Raw genomic sequence first — 23,210 nt, forward strand, 5'->3', positions numbered from 1 at the left:
GGGGGGAGATCATCCGGCATACGCCAGGATCTCCCCCCGCGTCCCCACCCAAGATGGGGAGGTATTCGTGCAATCAGGAACTAGGGCTGGATGGTGGTTCCCAGCAGTTCCAGGAACTTGCGCATCCATTCCGGATGGGCAGGCCAGGCCGGTGCGGTGACCAGATTGCCGTCCACCTGGGCGTCGGTAAAGGTGGCATTAAAGTCCAGCCACTTGCCGCCGGCCATCACGATGTCCGGCTTGACGGCGGGATAGGCCGTGCAGCCCTTGCCATTGAGCACACCGGCGGCCACCAGCAGTTGCGGACCATGGCACACCGCGGCAATGGGTTTGTTGGCCGAGGCAAAATGCTGGACGATCTCCAAGACCCGGGGATTCAGGCGGATGTACTCGGGCGCGCGGCCGCCGGGAATCACCAACCCATCATAGCTGGCGGGATCCACGGCGTCAAAATCGGCATTCAGCATAAAGTTGTGGCCGGGCTTTTCCGTGTAGGTCTGATCGCCCTCAAAATCGTGGATGGCGGTTTTCACGGTCTGGCCGGACGTTTTGCCGGGGCAGACGGCATGCACGTCATGCCCCACCATCAGCAGCATCTGGAACGGGACCATCACCTCGTAATCTTCAACAAAATCACCCACGAGCATCAGAATTTTCTTGGCGGACATGCAACCCTCCGGATTGTGGCGCACGCAGCGTGCGCTCCTGCAGGAACGTGAGAGACGGACTATGGGACGATACCGCACCGCCCGCCAAAGGCAAGCGCTTTTCCCACGTTTTTCAATGTGACGAAGCTGTTACAGTGCAGCTTTATCCTTCTCAGACCAGTGGATGCACCTGATCCCGGGCCCAGTACACCAGCGGATATTTCTGCCGGATCTTCTCCACGATGGCGTCTTCCTTCTGCCGGTCCATGGGCAGCATGCGGATGTACACCTCGCGGGTTTCTGACTCCAGGGATTCCATGGCCGTGAGAATGGAGACGATGCGCGCACCCTCGTCACGCAGCGCTTCCAGCACCTGCATGAGCGCGCCATCCTGGGTGGAGAGGGTCACGGCCAGCTGCACGCCGCCATGCCGCACGCCGGTGATGGCGATAAGCACGCGGAAGACGTCGGTATCGGTTATCACGCCAATCACCCGGTTGCTCTCGTCCACCACAGGCAGGCCGCCGATGTTGTTCTCCGTGAGCAGGAGGGCGCAACGCTCCACCGTGTCCGTGGGCAGACAGGCAATGGGTTTGCTGCTCATGATGTCCTTGATGCGCAGCTCATCGAGCAGGTAATACAGCTCATGCACGTCCAGCGTGGTGGCTTTGGAGGGGGAGGCGGCCTTGATGTCTCGGTCCGAGACCACCCCCACCAGCCTTCCACTTTCGTCCACCACAGGCAGGCGGCCGATGTTGTGGTCCTTGAGCAGTTTTGCGGCATGCATCATGGAGGTTTCCGGGGTCACGGTGATGACGTCTTTGGTCATCCAGTCGCGAATCAGCATACGTGGCTCCTTGTGCCGGCGTGCGGGGTCCTGGATCGTCTTGTTTGGGATGCAGCCGCGCCGCATTGCGCCAAGCTGGCGCCGCCCGCGCACGCCTGCCGCATCCATGACAGGCGTTCACGATATTTGTCTCAATTTCACCGCAAGATGCAACAAAAAAATGCGCTGTCCCCCCGGCGGGTGCGTCTGGAGCGCAATGGCCCGACATCCTGGCCCAAACGGGGGTTCCCCTGTCGCGCCTGCTCGACAAAACCACCGCCATCAGGCATACCGCGTCAAGTCGATGTGGCTGACGAGGCCGCACCGGCGTTCCGGTTTTGCCAACCCGTTTCACCGATTTTTGTGAGCAGGCACATGATCAAAACGTTGCTCGCCGCTGTCGCGGCCCTTTCATTGACCGTCATCCTCTGCGCCTCCCCGGCGCAAAGCCAGCAAGGAGCCCCAATGGTCACCCTCAAGACGAGCATGGGCGACATCGTCATCGAACTCAATACCGAAAAGGCCCCCAAGACCTGCGCCAACTTCCTGCAGTATGTGAAGGACGGCCACTACGACGGGACCATCTTCCATCGCGTCATCAACGGCTTTATGGTCCAGGGCGGCGGCATGACCAGCGCCATGAAGGAAAAGCCCACCCGCAAGGGCATCCAGAATGAAGCCGATAACGGACTGAAGAACGACAAATACACCGTGGCCATGGCCCGCACCCAGGATCCGCATTCCGCCTCGGCCCAGTTTTTCATCAATGTCGAGGACAATGAGTTCCTGAACCACAAGGGCAAGAGCATGCAGGGCTGGGGCTATGCGGTGTTCGGCAAGGTGGTGGAAGGTCAGGACGTGGTGGACAAGATCAAGACCGTGAAAACCGGCAGCATGGGCTACCACGACGACGTGCCTGTGGACCCTGTGATCATCGAGTCGGCCACGGCCAGCGAGTAGCGCCCTGCAACCTGTGACAGATTTGTCAAAACGGGTTTCATTTTACGCTGAGCTGGTGTAAGCAGGGGAATCACACCCATTTCGGGCTATTCCAGACTGAAACAGGAGGCGACGCATGAAGAAGACCCTCGGATTTGCGCTGGCCATTACGCTTGCTTTTGCAAGCGCCGCCTGGGCGGACAGCATCAAAATCGGCTTCAACATCCCCTTGACCGGGGACATCCCCGATGTGGGTCAGTCTTCCAAAAACGCTGCCGAGATGCTCAAGGCCAAGATCAACGGCGCTGGCGGCGTGGACATCAAGGGCAAAAAATACACCCTTGAGTTCGTGTACGAAGACAACGAATCCAAGCCTGAATCCGCAGTGCGCGCCGCCACCAAGCTGATCACCGAAGACGCCATCCTGGCCATGGTGGGCCCCCAGGGTTCCGGCCGGGCCATCCCCGCCGGGCAGACTGCCAACGACTCCAAGACAGTCATGGTCAGCCCCTGGTCCACCAACCCCAACACCACCCTGAACCGCCCCTATGTGTACCGCGGCTGCTTCCTGGATCCCTTCCAGGGCCCCGTGGTGGCCAAGTTCGCCACGGGCGAGCTCAAGGCCAAGAAGGCCGCGGTGCTGTATGACAAGGCCAGCGACTACCCCAAGGGCCTGGCCGAGTTCTTCAAGAAGGCCTTTGAAGAAATTCACGGTGCCGGCTCTGTGGTGGCTTTTGAAAGCTTCAACACCGGCGATGTGGACTTCAGCGCCCAGCTGACCAATATCGTCAGCTCCGGCGCCGATGTGCTCTTCACCCCGCAGTACTACAACGAAGTGCCCCTGATCGTGAAGCAGGCCAAGGAACTGGGCTGGGACAAGCCCATCCTGGGTTCTGACTCCTGGGGCAGTGGCGATCTGATGGGCCTGTGCGGCGACGACTGCAAAGGCTACTTCTTCTCCACGCACTACGCCGCCGCTGGCGCGCGTGGCGCCACCAAGGAGTTCATCGACGCCTACACCAAGCAGTTTGGCAAAACGCCTGACGACGTTGCCGCGCTGACCTGGGACTCCACCAACCTCCTGCTCATGGCCATCCAGGATGCCGGCGTTACCGGCGACCTGACCAAGGACCGCGAAAACGTTCGCCTGGCCATGTCCAAGATCAAGGAATTCCCCGGCATCACCGGCACCATGAACTTCTCCAAGGGCAACGACCCCGAGAAGTGCGCCGTGGTGGTGAAGATCGACGAACAGGGCCAGTACAGCTTCTTCCAGTCTGTCTGCCCCTAGCATGATCTGATGACGGCGGCAGGGTTCCGGTTTCCAGTCCTGGACTTCCAGACGTTCGGACACCGCGAGGCCTGCCGCCTTTTCGCTCGTGCTGGCCATTGGTCCTGCACCCTGCGGCCCCTGCCCCGGGCAAAACGCCAGGACCTCCCGATCGGCTGACGAGTGCCCCGTCGCAAGTCCGGGGCCTTTTGCGGTGCATATCTTAACCGGAACGAATCGGCATGACCACCACGTACCTGCTCCAAAACTGCATCAATGCCCTGCAATGGGGGAGTTTTTACGCCCTCATCGCCCTGGGCTATTCGATGGTCTATTCCATCCTCATGCTCTTCAACTTTGCGCATGGGGACATTTTTATGACCGGGGCCTATATTGGCTTCGGCGTCAGCACTGCCCTGCTCTGGCTCATCACCGCCGGCCCCATGGCCGGGCTGGCCGTGCCGGGCTGGCTGATGCTCAGTACGGTCATTCTCATTTCCATGGTCCTGACGGCCACGCTGGGCGTGCTGGTGGAGCGCATCGGCTACCGCCCCTTGCGCGGCGCCCCGCGCGCCTCCGCAGCCATTACCGGCCTTATGATCGGCATCATCCTCGAAACGGTGATCATGTTCATCACCAAAGGGCAGCGGATCCTGTTCCCCTCGCTCATCGACAGCCAGACCTTCAAGGTTGCCGGCGTGGTGCTGACCAACAAAAAGATCATGATCGTGGCCATCTCCCTGACGCTCATGGCCGCCCTGCACTTTTTCATTCACCGCACCCGCTGGGGCATGGCCATGCGGGCCATGGCCTATGATTTTGTGGTGGCCCCGCTCATGGGTGTGCCTATCAACCTCATCGCCGCGCTCACCTTTGCCATCGGCTCGGCCCTGGCCGCGGCGGCGGGCATTCTCTTCGGCCTGGCCTACCCTGTGCTGGACCCGCTCATGGGGGTGACCTTTGGCTGGAAAGCTTTTGTGGCAGCGATTCTCGGCGGCCGCGGCTCCATCATGGGCGCTTGTTTTGCCGGGTTCCTGCTGGGGTTCATCGAAATTTTTGTGGCCATGTTCTTCCCGTCCAGCCTGCGGGATCTGATCGCCTACTCCATCGTGCTGGTGATCCTTGTGTTCCGCCCGCAAGGCCTCTTTGGCGAGGCATACAGCGCCCGGTTGCGGCTCTAACAGGGGAGTGCATGTCATGAAACCAACACAGCATTCCCCTCTTCGCGCCCTGCTGGCCAGTGTGCCGCTGCTGGGCTGGCTCCTTGGCGCCCTCACCGCCGTGCTGTTGGAATCCTTCCTTGGCGCACAGTGCGCCCGGATCCTGGGGCTGGAAAAAGTCCCGGTCATGTTTGGCCTGCAGGATATCCTCAAGGATGTCGTCCAGTCGCCAGCCACCATCGGCTATGTGCTGGCCATGTACCTTGTCCCCGCATTTGTCGTGGCTCTGGGCTCCAGGGGGCTGACCAATCGCCTGGCCACCGCCATGGCAGCCCTGCCCGTGGCCGTGCCGGCCGTGGTCCATTTGCTGCTGACATACGCCGTGCTGCACATCTGGACGGAAATGTCCGATTACCAGCTGGTTACCGTCAAGTTCACCCTCATCGCCGTGCTGGCCACGCTGAGCTGCAACATCACCAACGGCTACCTGGGCGAGTTTGCCTGCTCTCATCCCGGCTTCATGGCCCTGGGGGCGTATGTGACCTCGGTGTTCTCCATGGGCCTCTTCGCCAACACCACGTTGTACGGCGCTGCGCTGCTGCCGGAATCCATGGGCCACTTCATGTTCCCCGTGGGGTTGATCATTGGCGGGATTGTGGCGGCGCTGGGCGCGCTCATCGTGGCCATCCCGTCCTTCAAAACCCGCGGCGATTATCTGGCCATCATCTCCCTGGCCTTCCTGTTCATCGTCAAGAGCAGCCTGGAGAACCTGGATATCGTCGGCGGCCCCAGCGGGATGAACGGCCAGCCGGACTTCGCCACCCTGCCCATGGTCTTCGGCATGGTCCTGCTGGGTGTTTGGGTAATCAACAATTTTGTCACCTCCACCCTGGGCAAGGGCCTGAACGCCGTGCGCGACGACGAAACCGCGGCCGAAGCCCTCACTGTGGATACACGGCGCATCAAGATGATCGCCTTTCTCATGGGCGCATTCTGGGCTGGCGTGGCGGGCGGGCTCTTTGCCCATGTGCTGCGATTCGTGAACCCCTCCACTTTCGGCGTGCAGAAGCTGGCGGAAATCCTGGCCATGGTCTACTTCGGCGGCCTGAACTCGGTGTACGGCTCCATTGTCGGCGCGGTGAGCATCAGTATGCTCAGCGAGATGCTGCGCCCCCTGGAAGTCCTCAAATGGGTCGTCATTCCGCTGATGCTGATCCTGGTGACGGTCTTCCGCCCCACCGGGCTGGTCGCTTTCAAGGACGTGAATCTGCGCTCGCTGCTTGGCCCCCGCACCCCCGAGGCGACCGGCGGCAAGACCAAGGCCAAGGGGAGGGACTAGGCCATGCCCCTGCTTGACGTGCAAAATATCTCCATCCGCTTCGGCGGATTGCAGGCCCTTTCGGGCTATACCCTGACCCTGGAGCCCGGCGACGTGGTTGGCCTCATCGGCCCCAACGGCGCGGGCAAAACCACTACCTTCAACTGCATCACCGGCATCTACACCCCCAACACCGGGGAGGTGCTGCTGGATGGCGTCTCCATCAAAGGCATGCGGCCCAATCAGATTGCCGCGCGCGGCATCTCCCGCACCTTTCAGGAAATGCGCCTCTGGCGGCACATGACCACCCTCGAACACGTGAAGATGGCCTGCTACTCCAAGCTCGGCTACTCCATCTGGGACGCCTGCTTCGGCACCAGCCGCCGCCAGCGCCGCGAAATGGAGATCGAAGAGCGCGCCTATCACTATCTGGAAATGTTCGACGTGGCCAAGTTCGCCCACTTCCACCCCACCAACCTGCCATATGGCGCTGCCCGGCGGGTGGAAATGGCCCGTGCCCTGGTTACCGGCCCCAAGGTGCTCTTTCTGGACGAGCCCACCGTGGGCATGACCCCGGACGAGCTGGACGAGATGATCGAAGTCGTCCGCACGGCGCACCAAAAGTTCAACCTGGCAATCTTCCTCATCGAACACCGCCTCAAGGTGGTGCGCGAGCTGTGCAACCGCGTCCAGTGCCTGGTCTTTGGCCAGGTGGTGGCCGAAGGTGCGCCGGCGGAAGTCCAAAACGATCCCAAGGTCATCGAGGCCTATCTGGGCGAAGAGAAGGTGGCCTGATGCTCAGCGTGTCCAACCTCAAACTCTCCTACGGCAGGATCAAGGCCCTCTACGGCATCGACTTCAGCATTGCCGAGGGTGAACGGGTGACCATCATCGGGGCCAACGGCGCGGGCAAAAGCTCCACCCTGCGGGCCATTTCCCGGCTGGTCCCGGCCGAGCCCGGGTCGGTGATGACCTTCAATGGCCACGACCTGAACAAGTACCCGCCGGAAAAAGTGGTCAGTGAGCTGGGCATCTCCCACGTGCCCGAGGGCCGGCGGCTTTTTGGCAACCTCACGGTGCTGGAGAACCTGAAGCTGGCGGCCTTTGCCCGCAAGGACCATGCCCAGGTGGCCAGGGACATTGAGCGCATCTTCGACATCTTCCCTCGCCTGGACGAACGCAAGCACCAGAAATCCGGCACCATGAGCGGTGGGGAACAGCAGATGCTGGCCGTGGGCCGGGCCTTTGTCTCCGCCCGCAAGCTCATGCTCCTGGACGAACCATCCATGGGGCTGGCGCCGTTGCTGATGAAGCGTGTCTTCGAGGCCCTGGAGACCATCAACAAGGAAGGCACGGCCATCCTGCTGGTGGAACAGAACGCCCGCATGGCCCTGCAGTTCGCCAACCGGGCCTATGTGCTGGAGCACGGCGAAATCGTCCGCGAAGGCCAGTGCGACCAGATGCTCAACGACCCGGCCATCGTCAAGGCCTACCTGGGCGGCTGATCAAACACCGCCGCGCCGCTTCCCACACGCATTGAAAGGGACCCTGCCACGCTGGCGGGGTTCCTTTTTCTTATCGTTCGGCGAGGCCTGGATTGCCCGCAGACAGTTACGGCGTCAGGAAAAAAACAGCGTCCGCGTCTTTTCGAATTCCCCGTGCACCGTGGAGACGATGGAATCCATAATGCCGGGATGCAGTTCCTGCATGGGGCAGATGGCGTCGTCCAGGGAATATTGCAGGGCGTCGCAGCCCGTGTCCGCGCCCAGACACATGGCCAGGGCATCGCCCAGCTGCACGGCGCAGCAAAGGCCCCGCCACTCCGGAGCGGCCTTGCCGGGGCTGTGATGGTAGGCAATGGCCTGCACCAGGGGCTCGGGGAGCCTCCAGCGCCGGGCCAGGAGACCGCCCAGAGTGGCGTGGTCCGTGCCGAGGGACATGGCCTCGGCCAGGGCAAAGTCTTCCGTGTACTGGGAGTCAAGCTTGGTCAGCAATTCCTCGGCCCTGCCCTCCAGAAATTCCGAAAGCACAGCCTTGCCGATGTCATGCAGAATGCCGGCAGTGTAGGCCAGGCCGGGAACCACCGGCGGCACGAGCAGTCGGGCAAACTCCCTGGCTGCAATGGCGGTGGCCAGACTGTGTTCCCAAAGCTGGCCGGTGCGGCCCTGGTAGCCGGCCAGGTCATGGTTGAAAACCTGCGGCGTGCTGCTGGCCAGGGCAATGCCCATGACCAGCTTGTCTCCAAGAAAGGAGACCGCACGGGGGATGGAGGTCACCATCTGCCCCATCCCGAAGGAAGGCGCATTGACCACTTTGAGAATATTGATGGTCAGGGCGGCGTCGGCTTCCACCAGACGAGCCACCTCTGCAAGGCTATATTCTTCGCGCTGCAGCACCTGCAGCAGGGCGTTTGCCGTGCCGGAAAGCAAGGGCAGTCGCTCAATGCGCTCCAGCATGGGCGTGATCGGGGCCGCAGGGTCCAGCATGCCTCCTCCTCTACATCGATTGCGGCGCCCGGCCGGGCGAATGAATGGATATCGAGCCGGAATGCAGATCCACGCTCACAGTCCGGCTGATGCTGCCGCCTACTTCCTCGCCACTGATGCGCACGCGATACTTGGCCAGGGCATTGCGCACGGCGGCCAGATTGCGCTTGCCGATCTGAAACTGATCCGGCCCGCGCAGCACGCTCGCGCCCCCGGCCAGCCGGGCATGCAGGCCCGGCGGGAGTTTCCCAGCATTGGCCTGCGAGACGGCAGCCAGCAGCGCAGGCACGGCGGTATCTGCAAAATAGCCCGGCAATTCCGAGGATTTGCTCCGGTTAATGGAGGAGTCAGGCAGGGCGACATGTGCCATGCCTGCCACCTTGCACGATGAATCATAGAGAATGATGGCCACACACGAACCCAGCGCGAAGGTCTTGAGATCCTCGCCCGGGATGCGTGATGCGCTGAATTCCCCTACGCCGATGATGATCATGAGTCGATTGCCCCCTGATGAAGTCGATCTTCTATACCGATTTCCGGCCGGCATTGTCCAGGGGAAGCGAGAATATTGCGGCATCTTTTAGGGATTATCCCCCTATCCAGTTGAACTGGTTGACCACATCCGGCACTCGTGTGAAAGTTGCCGGCAACAGTCTCCATGTCTTCCCTTCACGGCGGGGTGCGGTGTTGCGCCGCCCCCGGCATCAGCAGGAGGAACCATGCTCCCTCGCGGAAGCGGCGTGCTGCTCCATATCACTTCCCTGCCGTCCGCCCACGGCATTGGCGATCTCGGCCCCCAGGCGCATGCCTTTGCCAAGGCCCTGCACCAGGAGCGGATCCGCTACTGGCAGGTGCTGCCCATGGGCCCGACCAGCCCGGCCATTGGCAACTCCCCCTATTCCTCCTGCTCCGCCTTTGCCGGCAACCCGCTGTGCATTGATCTCGGCGCCCTGGCCGCCGCGGGCTGGCTGCCCGAGGCGCAGCTCCAGGAGGGAGGCAGCTTCCAGGCTGCCCGTGTGGAATACGAGAAGGTGGAAGCCTTCAAGGAACGCTGCCTGCGCACTGCCTTCGAGGCCGCCTCTCCCTCCCTGGACGCCGACCCGTTCTTCCAGGCCTTTCTTGAAGAAAGCCCCTGGCTGGATGACTTCGCCTGTTTCGTGACCCTCAAGGCCCGCTATGGCGGCGCCATCTGGACAGACTGGCCCGAACCCTTCCGGGACCGCCACCCCATGGCCCTGGCTGCCTGGAAAAAGGAAGCGGCCAGGGAAATCCGCTACCAGCAGTTTGTGCAGCACTGCTTTGCCCGGCAATGGCAGGCGCTGCGCAAGGTGTGCGCCAAGTGTCGGGTGCAGCTGGTGGGCGATGTGCCCATTTATGTCACCTTCGATTCGGCAGATGTCTGGGCCAATCCGCATCTGTTCAAGCTGGATGCCCAACGCCGCCCTGTGGCCGTGGCCGGCGTGCCACCGGATTATTTCAGCGAGACCGGCCAGCTCTGGGGCAATCCGGTCTACGACTGGGACGCCGCCGCGGCCACTGGCTACGCTTGGTGGGTACAACGCATGGGCCACGCCATGGCCATGTACGACCTGGTCCGTCTGGATCATTTCCGCGGATTTGCCGGTTACTGGGAGGTTCCCGCCGGGGAGAAGACGGCTATCAACGGCCAGTGGGTGGATGCGCCTGGGATGGCCTTCTTTGCCGAGCTGACCAAGAGCCTGCCGGGCCTGCGCATTCTGGCCGAGGATCTGGGAGTCATCACTCCTGACGTTCGCGAGCTTAAAAAGACGTATGGCTTTCCCGGCATGAAAATCCTGCAGTTCGCCTTTGGCCCCGGTATTGGTGAGAACCCGGATGCGCCGCACAACCATGAGGAAAACTGCGTCGTCTATACCGGCACGCATGATAACAACACCACCCTGGGCTGGTGGCTGGGAGAGGCTGCGGCCGCGGATCGCGACCGCCTGCGCCGGTACACCGGCCGTTATGATGAGATCAACGAGCCGCATTGGCTGATGATCCAGATCGCCCTGGCCAGCGTGGGCCACACAGCCATCGTCCCCATGCAGGATCTCCTCGGCCTGGGGTGCGACTGCCGCATGAATACTCCCGGTCTGGCCAATGGCAACTGGACCTGGCGCTGTACCGCCCGTCAGCTCGAATCCGGCGTGCTCCAACGTTTTGGGGATCTTGCGGCTCTTTTTGGTCGGGGATGATACGTAGGTAATGCGCAGGATGATCTAGCCCGCATATTGCTGAACGCCCTCAGATCCAGGGGAGTGAGGGCGTTCGTGCAATATGCGGGCTAGATCAGCATCCAACCACCTCAATCCGCCGTTGCACCCGTACGCGCGCGGCGGGGCTGTTCAATCGTGCGTCGGAGAAATCCCGGCAGCCTGATCCAGAGCCGGCAACAAGGGCCCGATGCCCTGGCGCAGCTGCCTCAGAATCGCCGCGCAGTCGCCCAGGCGGCCTTGCCGGGCTGCCTGACTCAGCTGGTCGGCCACCGCGGCGGCTTGCACTGCGCCCACCGTGGCCAGCATGCCTTTTACGGTATGCGCCTGTCGGTGGAGTTCCTGCAGTTGACGGGCATTCAGGGTGGTCTGCAGCAGGTCGAGCCGATCCGGCAACTCCTGGCGCAGGGCGGCCATGGTTTCATGCAGCAACACCGCGTCGTCCCCCAGCCTATGCAGGGCCGCGGTGCTGTCCAGCAAGGGGAGCGATACCCCGCCGGCCGGCGTCGCAGGGGCCTGCGGCGAGAAAGCCTCGTGGTCAGGGGCAGGAGCGGGGCTGTCTGCCTCAGCAGCCTGAGGTGAGGGTCGCGACTGCGCCAGGGCCTTGATCAGCGCACGCCGCAAGGCCTGCAGGGCCACCGGCTTGCTGACATGGTCCGCCATGCCACGGCGCAGGCAATGTTCCCGGAACGCGGCATTGGCGTGCGCCGTCAGGGCCACCACCGGCGTATGGGCGGCCTGCTCACCGGATTCTCCAGCCTTGAGTCTGGCGTGGGTCTGGAAGCCGTCCAGACCCGGCATTTCAATATCCATCAGCACAACATCAAAGGGATGGAGCGAAGCCAGCTGCAGGGCCTGCAGGCCCGAGGCCGCCTCGGACACCCGGCAGCCCAGTTGGCGGAGCAGACTTGCCGTGACCCGCAGATTCAGCGGGTTGTCTTCCACCAGCAGCACCCTGGCGTCATCAAGAACGCCGTCGAGGGCGTGCCCCTCTTCCGGCGGCGCAAAGGTTGCGGGCTGCTCGTTACTTCGTGGCAAGCGCAGGGTCATGGAAAAGCGGCTGCCCCGGCCTGCGGTGCTGACGGCCTGCAGTGTTCCCCCCATATATTCCACCAGCTGGCGGCAAATGGCCAAGCCAAGGCCGGAGCCGCCAAAACGGCGCGCCGGGCCACCGTCCACCTGGTAGAACGGGTCAAAGATGTGGGCCAGTTTGTCCTCTGGAATACCGATGCCCGTGTCCTCCACGATGCAGGTCAGCTCCACCTCCTCGTCGTCCAGGGATACATGGCGCACGCTCAAGGCCACGCCGCCCTGCTGGGTGAACTTGAGGGCGTTGTGCAGCAGATTGAAGAGCACCTGCCGGAGCCGGTCGGGATCCACCAGCAGCACAGGGGGCTCTGCCGGGGCAAAGGCCAGGGACAGCACCAGACGTCTGGCAGTGGCCTGATGCTCCAGGGAGGCCACCAGGGAGCGCGCCAACCGGGCCACGTCCGTAGGCTGCGGGGAAAAAGACACTCCCAGTGATTCCATACGGGAGATGTCCAGGATGTCATTGAGCACCACCATGAGCCCTTCGGCTGCCTCGCGCACAATATCCAGGGACTCCCGGCACCGTTCCAGACTGCTGGCGCCATCCGCCAGCTGGGCCACGCCAAGGATGGCATTCATGGGGGTGCGGATTTCATGACTCATGCGGGCCATGAATTCGGTTTTGGCCTGGCTGGCCTCCTCGGCCTTGCGTTTGGCCTCCAGAATGGACTGTTCCATCTGCTTTTGGCGGCTGATGTCCCGCACCACCGCGCTCGTGCCCGCCAGCTCGCCCCGCTCGCCCTTGCGGGGAAAGGTATGCAGTTCCACAGGAACCAGCCGGCCATCCTTGGCGCGGTATTCCTTCTGGTAAATCGCCGGCAGTCCCTGCCCGAGCACGGTGTTCCTGACAATTTCCCGCTCCATGGATTGCCACTGCAGGGGCGTCAGGTCATGGCATCCCAGGCGCTGCAATTCCCGGTCGTCGTACCCCACCAGCCGGGCAAAGGCAGGGTTCCACTCCACAAACCGGCCGCGGAGATCATGGGCGATGAAGGCATCGGGCATGGTGCTGTATAGAAAGCGGTATTTTTCTTCCGAAGCCCGAAGTTGTTCTTCCAGGGGGACTCTATCGGTAATGTCGGCAAAAATGCCCAACACCCCGATGACCTCACCCGTCGCATTGCGCAGGGGAGTCTTGCTGGTTTCCAACACGAGACTCTGGCCGTTCATCTCTAGCTGCTCCAGCAGGTGCAGCCTGGGCTCGCCGCTGGCCAGAATCTCCGCATCCGCAGCACGAAACTGATACGCGTGACTCTGAGACCAGGGCATATCGAAATCACTTTTGCCCACGATCTCTTCCGGAGATGAAAGTCCTGCCAGGGATGCAAATCGCATGTTGCATCCAAGAAAATTCAGTTGTTCATCTTTCCAGAATACGCAATACGGAATGGTGGAAATGATGTGGTGCAACAGACTGGCCTGCTTGTGCAGTTCCTGCTGCGAAATATCATTGGCCAGAATCTGCTCATGAAGATGGAGCACCACTTCCTGCAGGGCCTTGGTGCGTTCGGCAACAGTTTCTTCAAGCTCCCGACGGGCCTGCTCACGCGCCTGCTCACGGGCGTGTTGGTCCGCCACTTCCTCGGTCACATCCAGCCCGATTCCCACCACGGTGCCGTCGGCCAGACGAAAGTTGGCCCAACGGTGCTGGCGAAGAGTATCTCCCTCCAGCCGAACCGCGAAGTCCTTGAATTCACCTGTGGCTGCATGAAAATGTTCCCACACCGCGGCCTGTTGCGCCTCTTCCGGAAAGATGGCGGCTATTGGATTCGGTACGCCCTGCACGCGTTCCAGGGAAACGCCCAGCAGCCGCTCACTGACCCTGTTCCAATACCGAGGCTGGCCCTCTGGAGAAAACACGCCAATGATGACCGGGATGTTCTCCACGATGGTCCGGAACAATTCTTCATTGCGATGGGAAGCAGCTTCGGCAGCGCGTTGCTCCTCCAGCCGCCGGGCGCTTTCCTCGGCCAGGAGCGCGTTGCGCAGACCAAGGGCAATGATTGAGGCGGCCGACTGCAGCAGGGCCTGTGCTTCAACATACGCCGCCGGCTCCAGTGACCCGAGCGTCAACAGTCCCAGAATCCTCCCGCCAGCCTGCAGGGGCAGCGCCGCCAGGGAACGAATGCCGGCCATCTTGCACTCTGAGCGTACGCACCTTGGATCCTTGGCAATTTCATGCACCACAAGGGCTTCCCGGTGCTCGGCCGCCCAACCGCACAAGCATTCTCCAAGGGCGTGTTTTTCATCAATGTCTTTTCCAAGGGACACGCCCTGCTGCCGCAGCATGCGAATGTCCAGCCCCTGCTCTCGCACGGTGTATAACACCAGCACATTGGGATGAAAGCGCTGTTCCAACAGATGCAGCGTCTGTTCCAGGCCCGCGTGCGGCGATTCATTCTCCAGCAACGCCAGACTCAAACCATGCAACAGCAAAAGATCTGCAGCGGCTGATGCGCTCCGGGAACCTGCGGAAACAGGTTCGCCAGAGTCATGCGCGTGAGCCGCCTCTGAATGGAGAGCCATGAAACACTCCTGCACCAATGGATACGTATTGGAACTTGCTGAGATGATCCCCAGCGCGTAAGGCTTCCCACGCATGCCCGCCGCAAGGGCTCGGAGCACTGACTCTATCGCGAATGATGTCGAAGATACAGCCCCCGCGTCAAAAATATCTCCCAGGGGGAGCGCGCCAGAAGGCAACGTGAATACAGCGCTGCAATCCCCCGCATTTTCCTGTCAACAAACCGGATTGGCACATGGTTCGCGCCGTATTGAACTGCGGAGGGGGCAGACTGTCTGTGCATGGAGTTTCACATCATCAAGGGACGGCCCACTTGGCCGGGATTATCAATGACAACGGCCAGTGATACTGCCCCACGGCCCCGCCCGACGCCGCTCCCGCGGGCTGCTCCGGCGCCGCCTTTTCTGGAGGATGCACCGGCTGGCGGACTCCGATGCGCAACCTGCAGGCATATCACAGCGGGAGCATTTGTTGCGCCAACGCCGTGGAGAGCAGCTGGTCAATTTCGGAATCCAACTGCCTGAGTTCCCGCTTTGCGCTCGCCAGCGCTTCGGACTGGGAGCCTCCGGTTTCCGCCTCCGCAGGAAGCCTGGCCGGGGATGGCTGTATGGCGGGAGAGGTCTGCGCAGGCAGCGCTCTGGTTCTCTCCACATTCTCCTCACGAGTCGAGGGAGGTGGCAAGGATACCGCAGGCTTGGGGCTGACGGAGGTTCTGGACGCAGGCCTGGACGCAGGAGTGGACGAAAGCGACGACCTCTCCACCTTGGGGGTGGACGCAGGTTGTTCCACACGGGAAGTTGTTGCGGCGGCGGCGCGTTCCATCTCGGCGACGCGATTCTGGAGCGCAACACGCTTTTCCAACAGCGGAATAAGTTCTTTTGCATTCGTGATGCAATCCGCATTATACTTGGTAGGCTGCACTTCCTTGAGAAATTTCTTCAGATACGCCAGGGAATCCGAGTATTTCCCCAAATACGCGTACGAGATCGCCATGCCAAAATAGCAATTAACTTTAACCTGATGCTCTTTGAAGTAGAAATACTTCTCATCTGGTTGCAAGGTTATTAATTTATTGGCGTAGGTGATGGAGTCTGCAAATTTACCCTGACTATATGCGATAAACTCAAGCATCTTATATGCATCTGGATCATTCGCATCGAATGAGAGCAATTTGTTGATATACTGTCTGCACTGGGCAAGCCGCGCCTCGGACTGCATGCCATGCTGGAGAAGTTGCATATAGTAGGTGCAGGCCAGGAAGCGGACCGGCTTGACATACGTCGGGTCTGCGGCTTCGGCCTCCTTCCAGATTTGGAAGGCCTTTTCATACTCGTCATCAAGATACTTGCGGCTGCCAATTCTGCACAACTCTTCTGCATGGCTGCGGGAATCAGGATGCGTCAGGCGGCTGGCAATGACTTCCGGCGTGCAGGAGGACAACGCCACTGCCAGAAGTATCACGCCCACCGCCACAACGAGCAGGCGGGCAGCGCCACGAAAGGACATCACCACTCGCTCCCCGGCGCCTGGATGATGCAGCGCATGATTGGGGATACTGGAAAGCAACAGCCCTCCACATTGTCACGCCGCATCGGAAAGTGGCAAGGCGGCCTGAGCATCACTGCAAGCCCTCGGCCCTTTGCAACTTGAAGGCCCCCGCGCTTCCGCCCGAGGACCAACTGCCCTGGATCACGGCGCCTTTTTCCAGGATCTTGCCCGAGAATTTCTTCCCTTCCTTGTCACAGTTGAGCCAGTTGTCCTGTCGCTCGCATGGGATGGTCAGGGTCCGGATGTTAGGTTTTTCCAGGGTACCCCGGTTCTCGCGCAAGGTGCCGTTCACACTGGATCCACCCTCGACAAAAAACACCGCCATGGGCACCTTGCGCCCCTGGTCCTCGTACACGCCGCGCCACGTGCCATTAAGACAGACATATGGAGGGCAAATGAGCTCTACGAGTGGCCTGGGAGGGTCAAGAATCAGCACAAAAAATCCGACCACAGTCAGAATACCGCTCATCCACGCGATGGGCGTGCTGATTATTCTTTTGATGCCACGCTTTTTTGGGGGGTCTTGGGTCATGACACCGCCTTCTGAAAAGGCCAGCGCACATGATGTGCTGCTGGTAACCATCCCTCATATCAGCGCAAATCTGTATAGGAACAGGGCGGATTGTCAAGCGGAATTGCGTCACGGTGTTGCCCGTGCATTCCCTGGCCTGGGCAGGCTGCGGGACGAAGCGCCATGGTGCCGCGTGGCCCAGGCATGCGGCAACGCTACAGGCCGGCGTTTTCGAACTGTTGCAGATTCAGCGCCGCATTGAGGGCACCATCAATTTCGGCCTTGAGCGCGGCCACGTCAGCCGCAGATTCGTCCTCCACGGCAACGTGTGCCACAGGGGGCTGCGTCACTGGCGTTTCAAGAGCCTTGCGTTGCGGGCCGGTGTTTTCCGGCGCCGCAGGGGGTACCGCGTTGGGCCGGGCAGGAATGACGCTGGCACGAGGCGGCTTCGGCGGACTGCTTGCCCTGGGCACGGGCCGGGCCACAGCTTCGGCGGATTTCTTGGCGTCGGCCTGTTTGCTGACAGCCGCAAGATACCGGTCGAGCCTGGGAATCATCGCCACTGCGGTATCCCAGTTGCAGGCGAGCGTCTTCTGCCGGGTGGTTTTTTTGGTAAAGGTGACGAAGTAATCGCGGGCATTCTTGTAGTCTTTGGTGAGGCCATAGCACAAGCCGAGCATGTAATACACGTCTGCCCGCTGTGCTTCTGTTTTATACAGCAGTGCGTTGGTATTTGGAGTAATTTTTAACAGCTGCTGATAATGCGCAATCGCCGTGGAAAAATCATTGAGGTGCTGGGAAAATAACGCAATGAGCATGTGGGCATCCGCATTATTGGGATCCGCCTTCAGGATTTGCTCACAGTAGTAAAAGCCTTTATGGTAGTATTCAACGACTTCCGGCTGCAACTGCAGTTTGTAATTCAGATAGGAGTAAGAAAAGGAGAGGTTTCTGAGGGCCTTTTTGTGGTTGGGGTCCTTTGAAAACGCCTGCTCCCAGGCCTTGATTGCGCCGAGATAGTCTTTTTGATTGTAGAGCGAGACGCCCCTGGAATACAGTTGCTCCGCTGAACCGTGTTCCGAAAAGGCGCGTTCCAACGAGGGCACCTGCACAGGCGTGCAGGCGGCAAGCAGCAGGACGCCCAACAGCGCCGCTGCCTGCAGGAAACGGATGAGACGGAGCCTGGAGCTCCACATGCAGCGGGCAGTTCGCATCACCTTCGCGCACGGTATTGGGTTGCAGATTTCACGGAATACTGAATAGTTCCATTCGCCGGATGTTGTCAATTGAGGAGGCTGATCCGGCGTAGTCCCCGCGGTGCCAAGTGCCATCCCCCCTTTTATGGAGCCTGCCGTACGTACAACCCGGGCCGGAATGCTGCCGAGAACGGGCCGGCCTCCAGCCGCAAGAGCACCCTCTCGCCGGAATGGGCCTGGCTGCGACGCTCTCCGGAGTCGCGCTCCAGGGCGAACGCGCCGGGGGCGAGGACGGGGCGGCGCAGCCCGGGCAACAGCAGCTCCAGCGGGCGCGTGGCATCCAGCCGGTCCCGCACCGCGATGCGCCAGACGCCCTCGCCCAGCTGTTCTTCCAGCCGGCCGGCGATGGGACGGCGGGGGGGACGATGCCGGGAATCCCTGGCCGTATCCGGTGTTCCCCGCGTCCAGATCCGCTGGCGTTCTCCCAGAAAGAAGCCCGTGCCCAGGGGCCGGGCCGCGGCGTCCAGCAGTTCGTCCAGCTGGCCGCCGTGGGGCTGCAGCCCGTGCCTGAGTCCGGCCAGCGCTGTGGCATACACATCCACCACCGGGGCCAGCGCGCCGGCGCTGCGGGTGCGGCCCTCCAGCTTCAGGGCATCCACCCCGCACAGGGTGAACCAGCCCAGGTACGGCAGCAGGCACAAATCCTCGCAGCTGAACAGGGCGCTGTAGCCCTGCCCCACTTCCTGCGCCTCCCACATGGCTGCGCCGGGCCGCGTTTTTTCCTCCACGGCCACCACCTGATAGTCGAAGCGGCAGGGGTGGGTACAGCGGCCCTGGTTGGCGTGGCGGCGGTTCAGGGCCATGGAGAGCAGGCACCGGCCCGAGACGGCCAGACACTGCGCCCCATGGACGAAACATTCCGTTTCCAATCCGATTCCATGGGCGGCTGCGGTCATGGTCCGGATGGCCGGGCCGGGCAGCTCGCGGGCCAGATTGGCCCGGGTGGCGCCGAGCTCCTTCCAGACGGCCATGGTCCGGGCATTGGTGGTGTTGGCCTGGGTGGAGACGTGCAGCGGCAGGGCCGGGGCCACCTGCCGGGCCAGGGCCATCACGCCGGGATCGGCCACGATGATCCCGTCCGGCCGGGCGGCGGCGTCCATGGCGGCCAGCGCCTCCAGGCGGCGGGCCAGGGCCGGAAACTCGTCATCCCGGGCCAGAAGGTTCAGGCAATAATAATACCGCTTGCCCATGGCGTGCACCATCCGGCCGGCAGCGGCCAGGGTCTCGCCGGCAAAGCCACGGCTGCCGGCCCGCAGGGACAGATCCGGCCCGGAAAGATAGGCGGCGTCCGCCCCATAGAGCAGCACGGTCTCCAGCTGCTCCGGCCCGCCGGCCGGGGCGAGAAGTTCGGGAATATTCATAACTTTTTATTCCAAAGTATTACGCGGGCAGCCCCTGGCGGAGGCGCCGTTCCTTCAAGGCGGTGATCAGCTCGTCGCGCACCTGCAGCATGCCTTTTCCGCGGCCCAGGCGGACATGTTGCCGAAAGCTGCCATGATAGTCAGAGCCACCGGTCACGGCCAGCTCCAGCCGTCGGGCCAGGGCGAGGTATTGCTCGGTCTGGCTGGGGGTGTGTTCGGAATAATAGGCTTCGATGCCGTCCAGTCCCAGGCTGCGCAGTTCCGTCACCAGCGCGGCCATGCTGTCGGCCCCGAGGTTGACGGAACAGGGATGGGCCAGCACGGGCGTGGCTCCGCAGTCGCGCAGCAATTCCAGGGCCGTGGCGGCCTGGAATTCCGCCTTGGGCACGTAGGCTTTGCCGCGAGCGCCCAGGAACTGCTCAAAGGCCTGCTGCGGGCTGTTGACCACGTGCTTTTCGAAGAGCACGGCAGCGATGTGCGGCCGGCCCACGACCACGCCGCCGGCCTTGGCCAGGACGTCTTCCATGCGGATGTCGATGTTCAGCCGGTGCAGGGCCTGGAGGATGGCCTCGTTGCGGGCGTTGCGGCACACGATGAGCCGGTCCAGCTCCTGCTGCAACACCTCGGCCCGCTCGGGCAGGAAAAGCCCCAGCAGGTGCAACGTGTGCGGACCATGCACCACAGACAGCTCGCAACCGGGCACAAACTCCAGGGCCGTGCCGGCTGCGGCGCGGCGGGCTTCCTCCAGGCCGGCCATGGTGTCGTGATCGGTCAGGGCCAGGGCCGTCAGGCCGGCAGCCACGGCGTGCTGCACAAGCTGGGCGGGAGTGTCTGAACCATCGGATGCGGACGAATGGGTATGCAAATCAATCAATGTAAAGAATCCTGAAGTATTGTCGCAGAAGAAAATTCTTGCCTGCAGGGCGTGCGGGTGCGAAAACGCGGCTGGGCAACGGGTAGTGCGGCCGGTGGGAACCTTGCCGAGGGATGCCACCCCACGCAGCCCGGGTCAAGCCGCAATCGTGCCGGACACGTATCGGGCGAGTACCGAGAGCCAGAGCCGACACCGGCCAAGGAGCAGACGAATGATTGATGCATTGCTGGTTGTGGACATGCAGCAAGGACTGTTCAGAGACACACGGCGCTACAATCCCGAGGGAGTGACCGAGCGCATCAACCTGCTCATCGACGCCATGCGCGAGGCTGGCAGGCCCGTGCTCTTCATCCAGCACGACGGGCAACCCGGCGAATGCGTGGAGCCAGGCACGCCGGGCTGGGAAATCCTGCCCACCCTGCACCGTCAGCCCGAAGATACAGTCATCCGCAAGACCATGTGTGACGCGTTCTATAACACCACCCTGGGCCCCACCCTGGTGGAACGCGGCATCCGCAGACTGTGCATTGCCGGCTGCTGCACGGATTTCTGTGTGGATACCACCATCCGCGTCGCCGCCAGCCAGGGCCTGGAGCTCTTTGTGCCCGAGGATGGCCATACCACGGCCAGCAAGCTGCACCTGCCCGCCCAGGCCATCATCACCCACCACAACTATCTTTGGAGTGAACTCATCGTGCCGGGGCCGAACATCGTCGTTGAACCGGCCGCCGAGTTGGTGAAGAAAATCACGACTCCCCCCTTGCAGGACTGATCACTCATTGCTATATACTGAGGGTAAACCCGCGGGGTATTTGGGCGGGCCGAACACAAGAGAACTTCAGGGGTTTTTCAGGCTGCGGCCGTTTCGCCCCAGCCACGTCATCGCTGTACGATCGCTCCGGGACCAAGGAGGAAAGTATGGACTACACGGCGGCGGATATCCCATTGGAACTCAAGCACGGCGAATACCTGACCCTGCCAGATGGCAGCAGCCTCTACTGGGAAACCAACGGCGAGGCCAAGGACGTCTTTCTCGGATCCGGCTTTGCGCCGGACGTGGAACTCTTTCCTGAAAACAGCTGGGAATTTGCGTCAGGCGATGCCAGATACCGCCTGACCGCCCGCTTTGAGGACGTGCTGGTGGTGGAACGAATCTGAGTTTCCCCTCTCCCCTTTCAGACACGGCCCGGAGCCTGCCATTGCGCAGGGTCCGGGCCGTGTCGTATAGCTGGTCCATGCACATCAGCACCGAAGACGCCCTCAGCTTTTTCGAGTCCCTGCCCCTGTTTCAGGGGCTGCCCATGGATCATCTGACCCTCCTGGCCCGTCAGGCCGTGGGGCGGGACTACCAGGCCGGCGAGCTCATCGTAGGCCAGGATGACACGGTCAAGGGCCTGTATCTGCTGGCCTCCGGCCGGGTGAAACTCTCCAAGATCCTGCCTGACGGGCGCGAGCAGACCATCTACCATTTCAACCCCGGCGAGCCGTTCTGCCTTTGCTCAGCCTTTCGGGGCGAACGGTTTCCGGCCAATGCCGAGGCCCTGGAGCCCAGCCGGGTCTTCGTGGTCCCGGGTCAGGCCCTGGAAGACGCAGCCCGGGCCGACCCCTCGCTCTTCTTCAACATGCTCATGCTCCTTTCCCGCCGGCTCAAGGAGGCCATGGAGCGCATCGAATCCTTGTCCACGCGGGATTTGTCGCGCCGGGTGGCCCTGTTCCTGACCAGACACCCCGGGGCCTCCACAGGCTCGCTGACCCTGGCCATGAGCCACCGCGAACTGGCCAAGATGCTCGGCGCCACCCCCGAGGCCCTCTCCCGCGCCTTTCGCAAACTCAGCGATGCCGGCTATGTGCAGGTGGAGGGCCGCGAGGTGCGCATTCTGGATCTGGCCGGGCTGGAGCGGGAATAGCCGCCCGCGCATCAGCATTCCTGGCGGGGGTGCGCTCAGGCGTCCTGGGTGACGGGAATGGCCGCGAGTTCCCCGTCTTCCGCGTCTTCCGCAATTGCCGCATCTGCTGCCGCAGGCGTCATGATCGGCGCAGGCGCGACCGTCGCGGCTGGAGCCGATGCGGCCGATGTGACTGGAGCGGGTGCGGGCGCCGTGCCGAACACGCGATCCGTGAATTTCACATACCACGCCGCGGACTGGACCTGGATGATGTAGGCCAGGGCCACCACCAGGGCCGCGTCCGAACCACGCTCACCAAAGGCATTGATAGCAATGGCCAGGGCGATGGAGAGGTTGCGCATCACCGTGCCGTAGACCATGGCAATGGCGTCGCCGCGGGGGAGCAAGGCCTTGGCTGTCACGGTGGAAAGGAGGTAGTTCACCCCATAGAGCAGCAGCAGGGGCAGAAGAATCTGCAGCAGCAGCCCTGGCTGGCCGGCCAGGGTCTTGGCCTTGAGGGCCAGGGCCACGAAGACGATGCCCAGCACCCCCAGGGTGGACAGGGCCGGAAAGCGCGGGCCGATGGTTTTCTGGAACGCATCCTTGCCGTATTTTCTGAGCAGAAGCTGCTGGGTGATGTAGCCCAGGAGCATGGGCAAAAAGACGATCAGCAGAATCTGGCTGAGCACCATGCCCACATTGACCTCAATGGCCTCGCCCATCAGGCCCATGACGTACAAGGGCGTGGCCAGGGAGCCGAGGGTCAGGCCGATGACGGTCATCTGCACTGCCGCGGCCACGTTGCCCTTGGCAAAGCCGGTCCAGGAGATGGTCATGCCGCTGGTGGGCACCAGGCCGGCCAGCAGCAGCCCCAGGGCCATGTACGGCTGGTGGCGGAAAAAGAACAGGCCCACGGCGTAAGTCAGAAAGGGAATCACCAGGAAGTTGAGCCCCTGGGCGGCCAGCTGGGCCTTGAAGTCCTGGCCCTTGATGTCGAAGACCTGGCGGATCTTCAGGGTGACCATCATGGGGTAGACCATGAGAAAGGTGAAGGGAATGATCAGGGATTTGAGCCAGCGGGCGTCCGCAGCCAGGCCATAGGCCAGACCCAGGATCATCATGGCCGGAATGGCCAGCACCAGATTCTTGGACAGGCGTTGCAGCAGGGTCCACATGAGGGCCTCCTTGGCGACGTTGAAAAATGCCGAATGTGCCCCGACCCTATGCCGAACGCCTGTCATGCGTCATTGATCGCAGTCAACGCGGCCATACAATCCCCGC

Annotated in this window: 21 protein-coding genes; 10 read left to right on the forward strand and 11 right to left on the reverse strand. The window is 62.1% G+C overall.

The annotated features are described in order from the left end of the window. Positions 1-80: 80 nt before the first annotated feature. Both ACYQ00_RS01560 and ACYQ00_RS01565 read right to left on the reverse strand, forming a co-directional pair. The gene (locus ACYQ00_RS01560) at positions 81-668 is read right to left on the reverse strand and encodes a DJ-1/PfpI family protein (RefSeq protein ID WP_460030478.1); all 588 of its coding nucleotides are present in this window, start codon (positions 666-668) and stop codon (positions 81-83) included. Between the two features lie 151 nt (positions 669-819). Beyond that, positions 820-1,494: a CBS and ACT domain-containing protein gene (locus ACYQ00_RS01565; RefSeq protein ID WP_460030479.1), complete on the reverse strand. Its 675-nt coding sequence runs from the start codon at positions 1,492-1,494 to the stop codon at positions 820-822. Positions 1,495-1,848: 354 nt separating this feature from the next. Between ACYQ00_RS01565 and ACYQ00_RS01570 the strand changes: the two genes are divergently transcribed. The 6 genes from ACYQ00_RS01570 (at position 1,849) to ACYQ00_RS01595 (ending at position 7,665) form a co-directional block, all read left to right on the forward strand. Beyond that, on the forward strand, positions 1,849-2,433 hold the full coding sequence (locus ACYQ00_RS01570; protein WP_460030480.1) for a peptidylprolyl isomerase: 585 nt from the start codon (positions 1,849-1,851) through the stop codon (positions 2,431-2,433). Between the two features lie 115 nt (positions 2,434-2,548). Beyond that, positions 2,549-3,703 (forward strand): ABC transporter substrate-binding protein, encoded by a 1,155-nt coding sequence (locus ACYQ00_RS01575; protein WP_460030481.1) that lies wholly within the window; start codon positions 2,549-2,551, stop codon positions 3,701-3,703. A gap of 221 nt (positions 3,704-3,924) precedes the next feature. Then, entirely contained in the window at positions 3,925-4,863 is a 939-nt protein-coding gene (locus ACYQ00_RS01580) for a branched-chain amino acid ABC transporter permease (protein ID WP_460030482.1), read from the forward strand. A 16-nt stretch (positions 4,864-4,879) separates the two neighbouring features. Then, positions 4,880-6,181, forward strand: a complete 1,302-nt coding sequence (locus ACYQ00_RS01585) for a branched-chain amino acid ABC transporter permease (RefSeq protein WP_460030483.1) — start codon at positions 4,880-4,882, stop codon at positions 6,179-6,181. A 3-nt stretch (positions 6,182-6,184) separates the two neighbouring features. Continuing rightward, on the forward strand, positions 6,185-6,955 hold the full coding sequence (locus ACYQ00_RS01590) for an ABC transporter ATP-binding protein (protein ID WP_460030484.1): 771 nt from the start codon (positions 6,185-6,187) through the stop codon (positions 6,953-6,955). Next, positions 6,952-7,665, forward strand: coding sequence for an ABC transporter ATP-binding protein (locus ACYQ00_RS01595; protein ID WP_460030565.1), 714 nt, complete (start codon positions 6,952-6,954; stop codon positions 7,663-7,665). The genes ACYQ00_RS01590 and ACYQ00_RS01595 overlap by 4 nt, the downstream gene beginning before the upstream one ends. Before the next feature lie 114 nt (positions 7,666-7,779). Here ACYQ00_RS01595 and ACYQ00_RS01600 read toward each other — a convergent pair whose 3' ends face one another. Both ACYQ00_RS01600 and ACYQ00_RS01605 read right to left on the reverse strand, forming a co-directional pair. Beyond that, positions 7,780-8,646: an HDOD domain-containing protein gene (locus tag ACYQ00_RS01600; protein ID WP_460030485.1), complete on the reverse strand. Its 867-nt coding sequence runs from the start codon at positions 8,644-8,646 to the stop codon at positions 7,780-7,782. 10 nt (positions 8,647-8,656) lie between these two features. After that, positions 8,657-9,139, reverse strand: a complete 483-nt coding sequence (locus ACYQ00_RS01605; protein WP_460030486.1) for a chemotaxis protein CheD — start codon at positions 9,137-9,139, stop codon at positions 8,657-8,659. A 226-nt stretch (positions 9,140-9,365) separates the two neighbouring features. Between ACYQ00_RS01605 and malQ the strand changes: the two genes are divergently transcribed. Beyond that, on the forward strand, positions 9,366-10,862 hold the full coding sequence (gene malQ, locus ACYQ00_RS01610; RefSeq protein WP_460030487.1) for a 4-alpha-glucanotransferase: 1,497 nt from the start codon (positions 9,366-9,368) through the stop codon (positions 10,860-10,862). 150 nt (positions 10,863-11,012) lie between these two features. Here the strand turns inward: malQ and ACYQ00_RS01615 are convergent, their stop codons facing one another. From ACYQ00_RS01615 to ACYQ00_RS01640, 6 genes are all read right to left on the reverse strand, one after another. Further along, entirely contained in the window at positions 11,013-14,495 is a 3,483-nt protein-coding gene (locus tag ACYQ00_RS01615; protein WP_460030488.1) for a PAS domain S-box protein, read from the reverse strand. Positions 14,496-14,946: 451 nt separating this feature from the next. Further along, entirely contained in the window at positions 14,947-16,059 is a 1,113-nt protein-coding gene (locus ACYQ00_RS01620; protein ID WP_460030489.1) for a tetratricopeptide repeat protein, read from the reverse strand. 52 nt (positions 16,060-16,111) lie between these two features. Next, positions 16,112-16,624: a hypothetical protein gene (locus tag ACYQ00_RS01625; RefSeq protein ID WP_460030490.1), complete on the reverse strand. Its 513-nt coding sequence runs from the start codon at positions 16,622-16,624 to the stop codon at positions 16,112-16,114. A 143-nt stretch (positions 16,625-16,767) separates the two neighbouring features. Continuing rightward, positions 16,768-17,883 carry a tetratricopeptide repeat protein gene (locus ACYQ00_RS01630; protein WP_460030491.1) on the reverse strand — a complete coding sequence of 372 codons (1,116 nt, stop codon included), beginning with the start codon at positions 17,881-17,883 and terminating at the stop codon, positions 16,768-16,770. A gap of 8 nt (positions 17,884-17,891) precedes the next feature. Continuing rightward, positions 17,892-19,169 (reverse strand): peptidase U32 family protein, encoded by a 1,278-nt coding sequence (locus ACYQ00_RS01635; protein WP_460030492.1) that lies wholly within the window; start codon positions 19,167-19,169, stop codon positions 17,892-17,894. Between the two features lie 19 nt (positions 19,170-19,188). Beyond that, on the reverse strand, positions 19,189-20,043 hold the full coding sequence (locus tag ACYQ00_RS01640) for a PHP domain-containing protein (protein ID WP_460030493.1): 855 nt from the start codon (positions 20,041-20,043) through the stop codon (positions 19,189-19,191). A gap of 211 nt (positions 20,044-20,254) precedes the next feature. Here ACYQ00_RS01640 and ACYQ00_RS01645 point away from each other — a divergent pair, with 211 nt between their 5' ends. From ACYQ00_RS01645 to ACYQ00_RS01655, 3 genes are all read left to right on the forward strand, one after another. Further along, positions 20,255-20,815, forward strand: coding sequence for a cysteine hydrolase family protein (locus tag ACYQ00_RS01645; RefSeq protein ID WP_460030494.1), 561 nt, complete (start codon positions 20,255-20,257; stop codon positions 20,813-20,815). A 146-nt stretch (positions 20,816-20,961) separates the two neighbouring features. Continuing rightward, entirely contained in the window at positions 20,962-21,201 is a 240-nt protein-coding gene (locus ACYQ00_RS01650) for a hypothetical protein (protein ID WP_460030495.1), read from the forward strand. A gap of 77 nt (positions 21,202-21,278) precedes the next feature. Next, positions 21,279-21,950 carry a Crp/Fnr family transcriptional regulator gene (locus ACYQ00_RS01655; RefSeq protein WP_460030496.1) on the forward strand — a complete coding sequence of 224 codons (672 nt, stop codon included), beginning with the start codon at positions 21,279-21,281 and terminating at the stop codon, positions 21,948-21,950. A 35-nt stretch (positions 21,951-21,985) separates the two neighbouring features. Here ACYQ00_RS01655 and ACYQ00_RS01660 read toward each other — a convergent pair whose 3' ends face one another. Then, a complete protein-coding gene (locus tag ACYQ00_RS01660) occupies positions 21,986-23,104 on the reverse strand; it encodes an arsenic resistance protein (RefSeq protein WP_460030497.1) in 1,119 nt (372 codons plus the stop codon). Positions 23,105-23,210 lie beyond the last annotated feature (106 nt).

The sequence above is a fragment of the Megalodesulfovibrio paquesii genome (assembly GCF_054653055.1).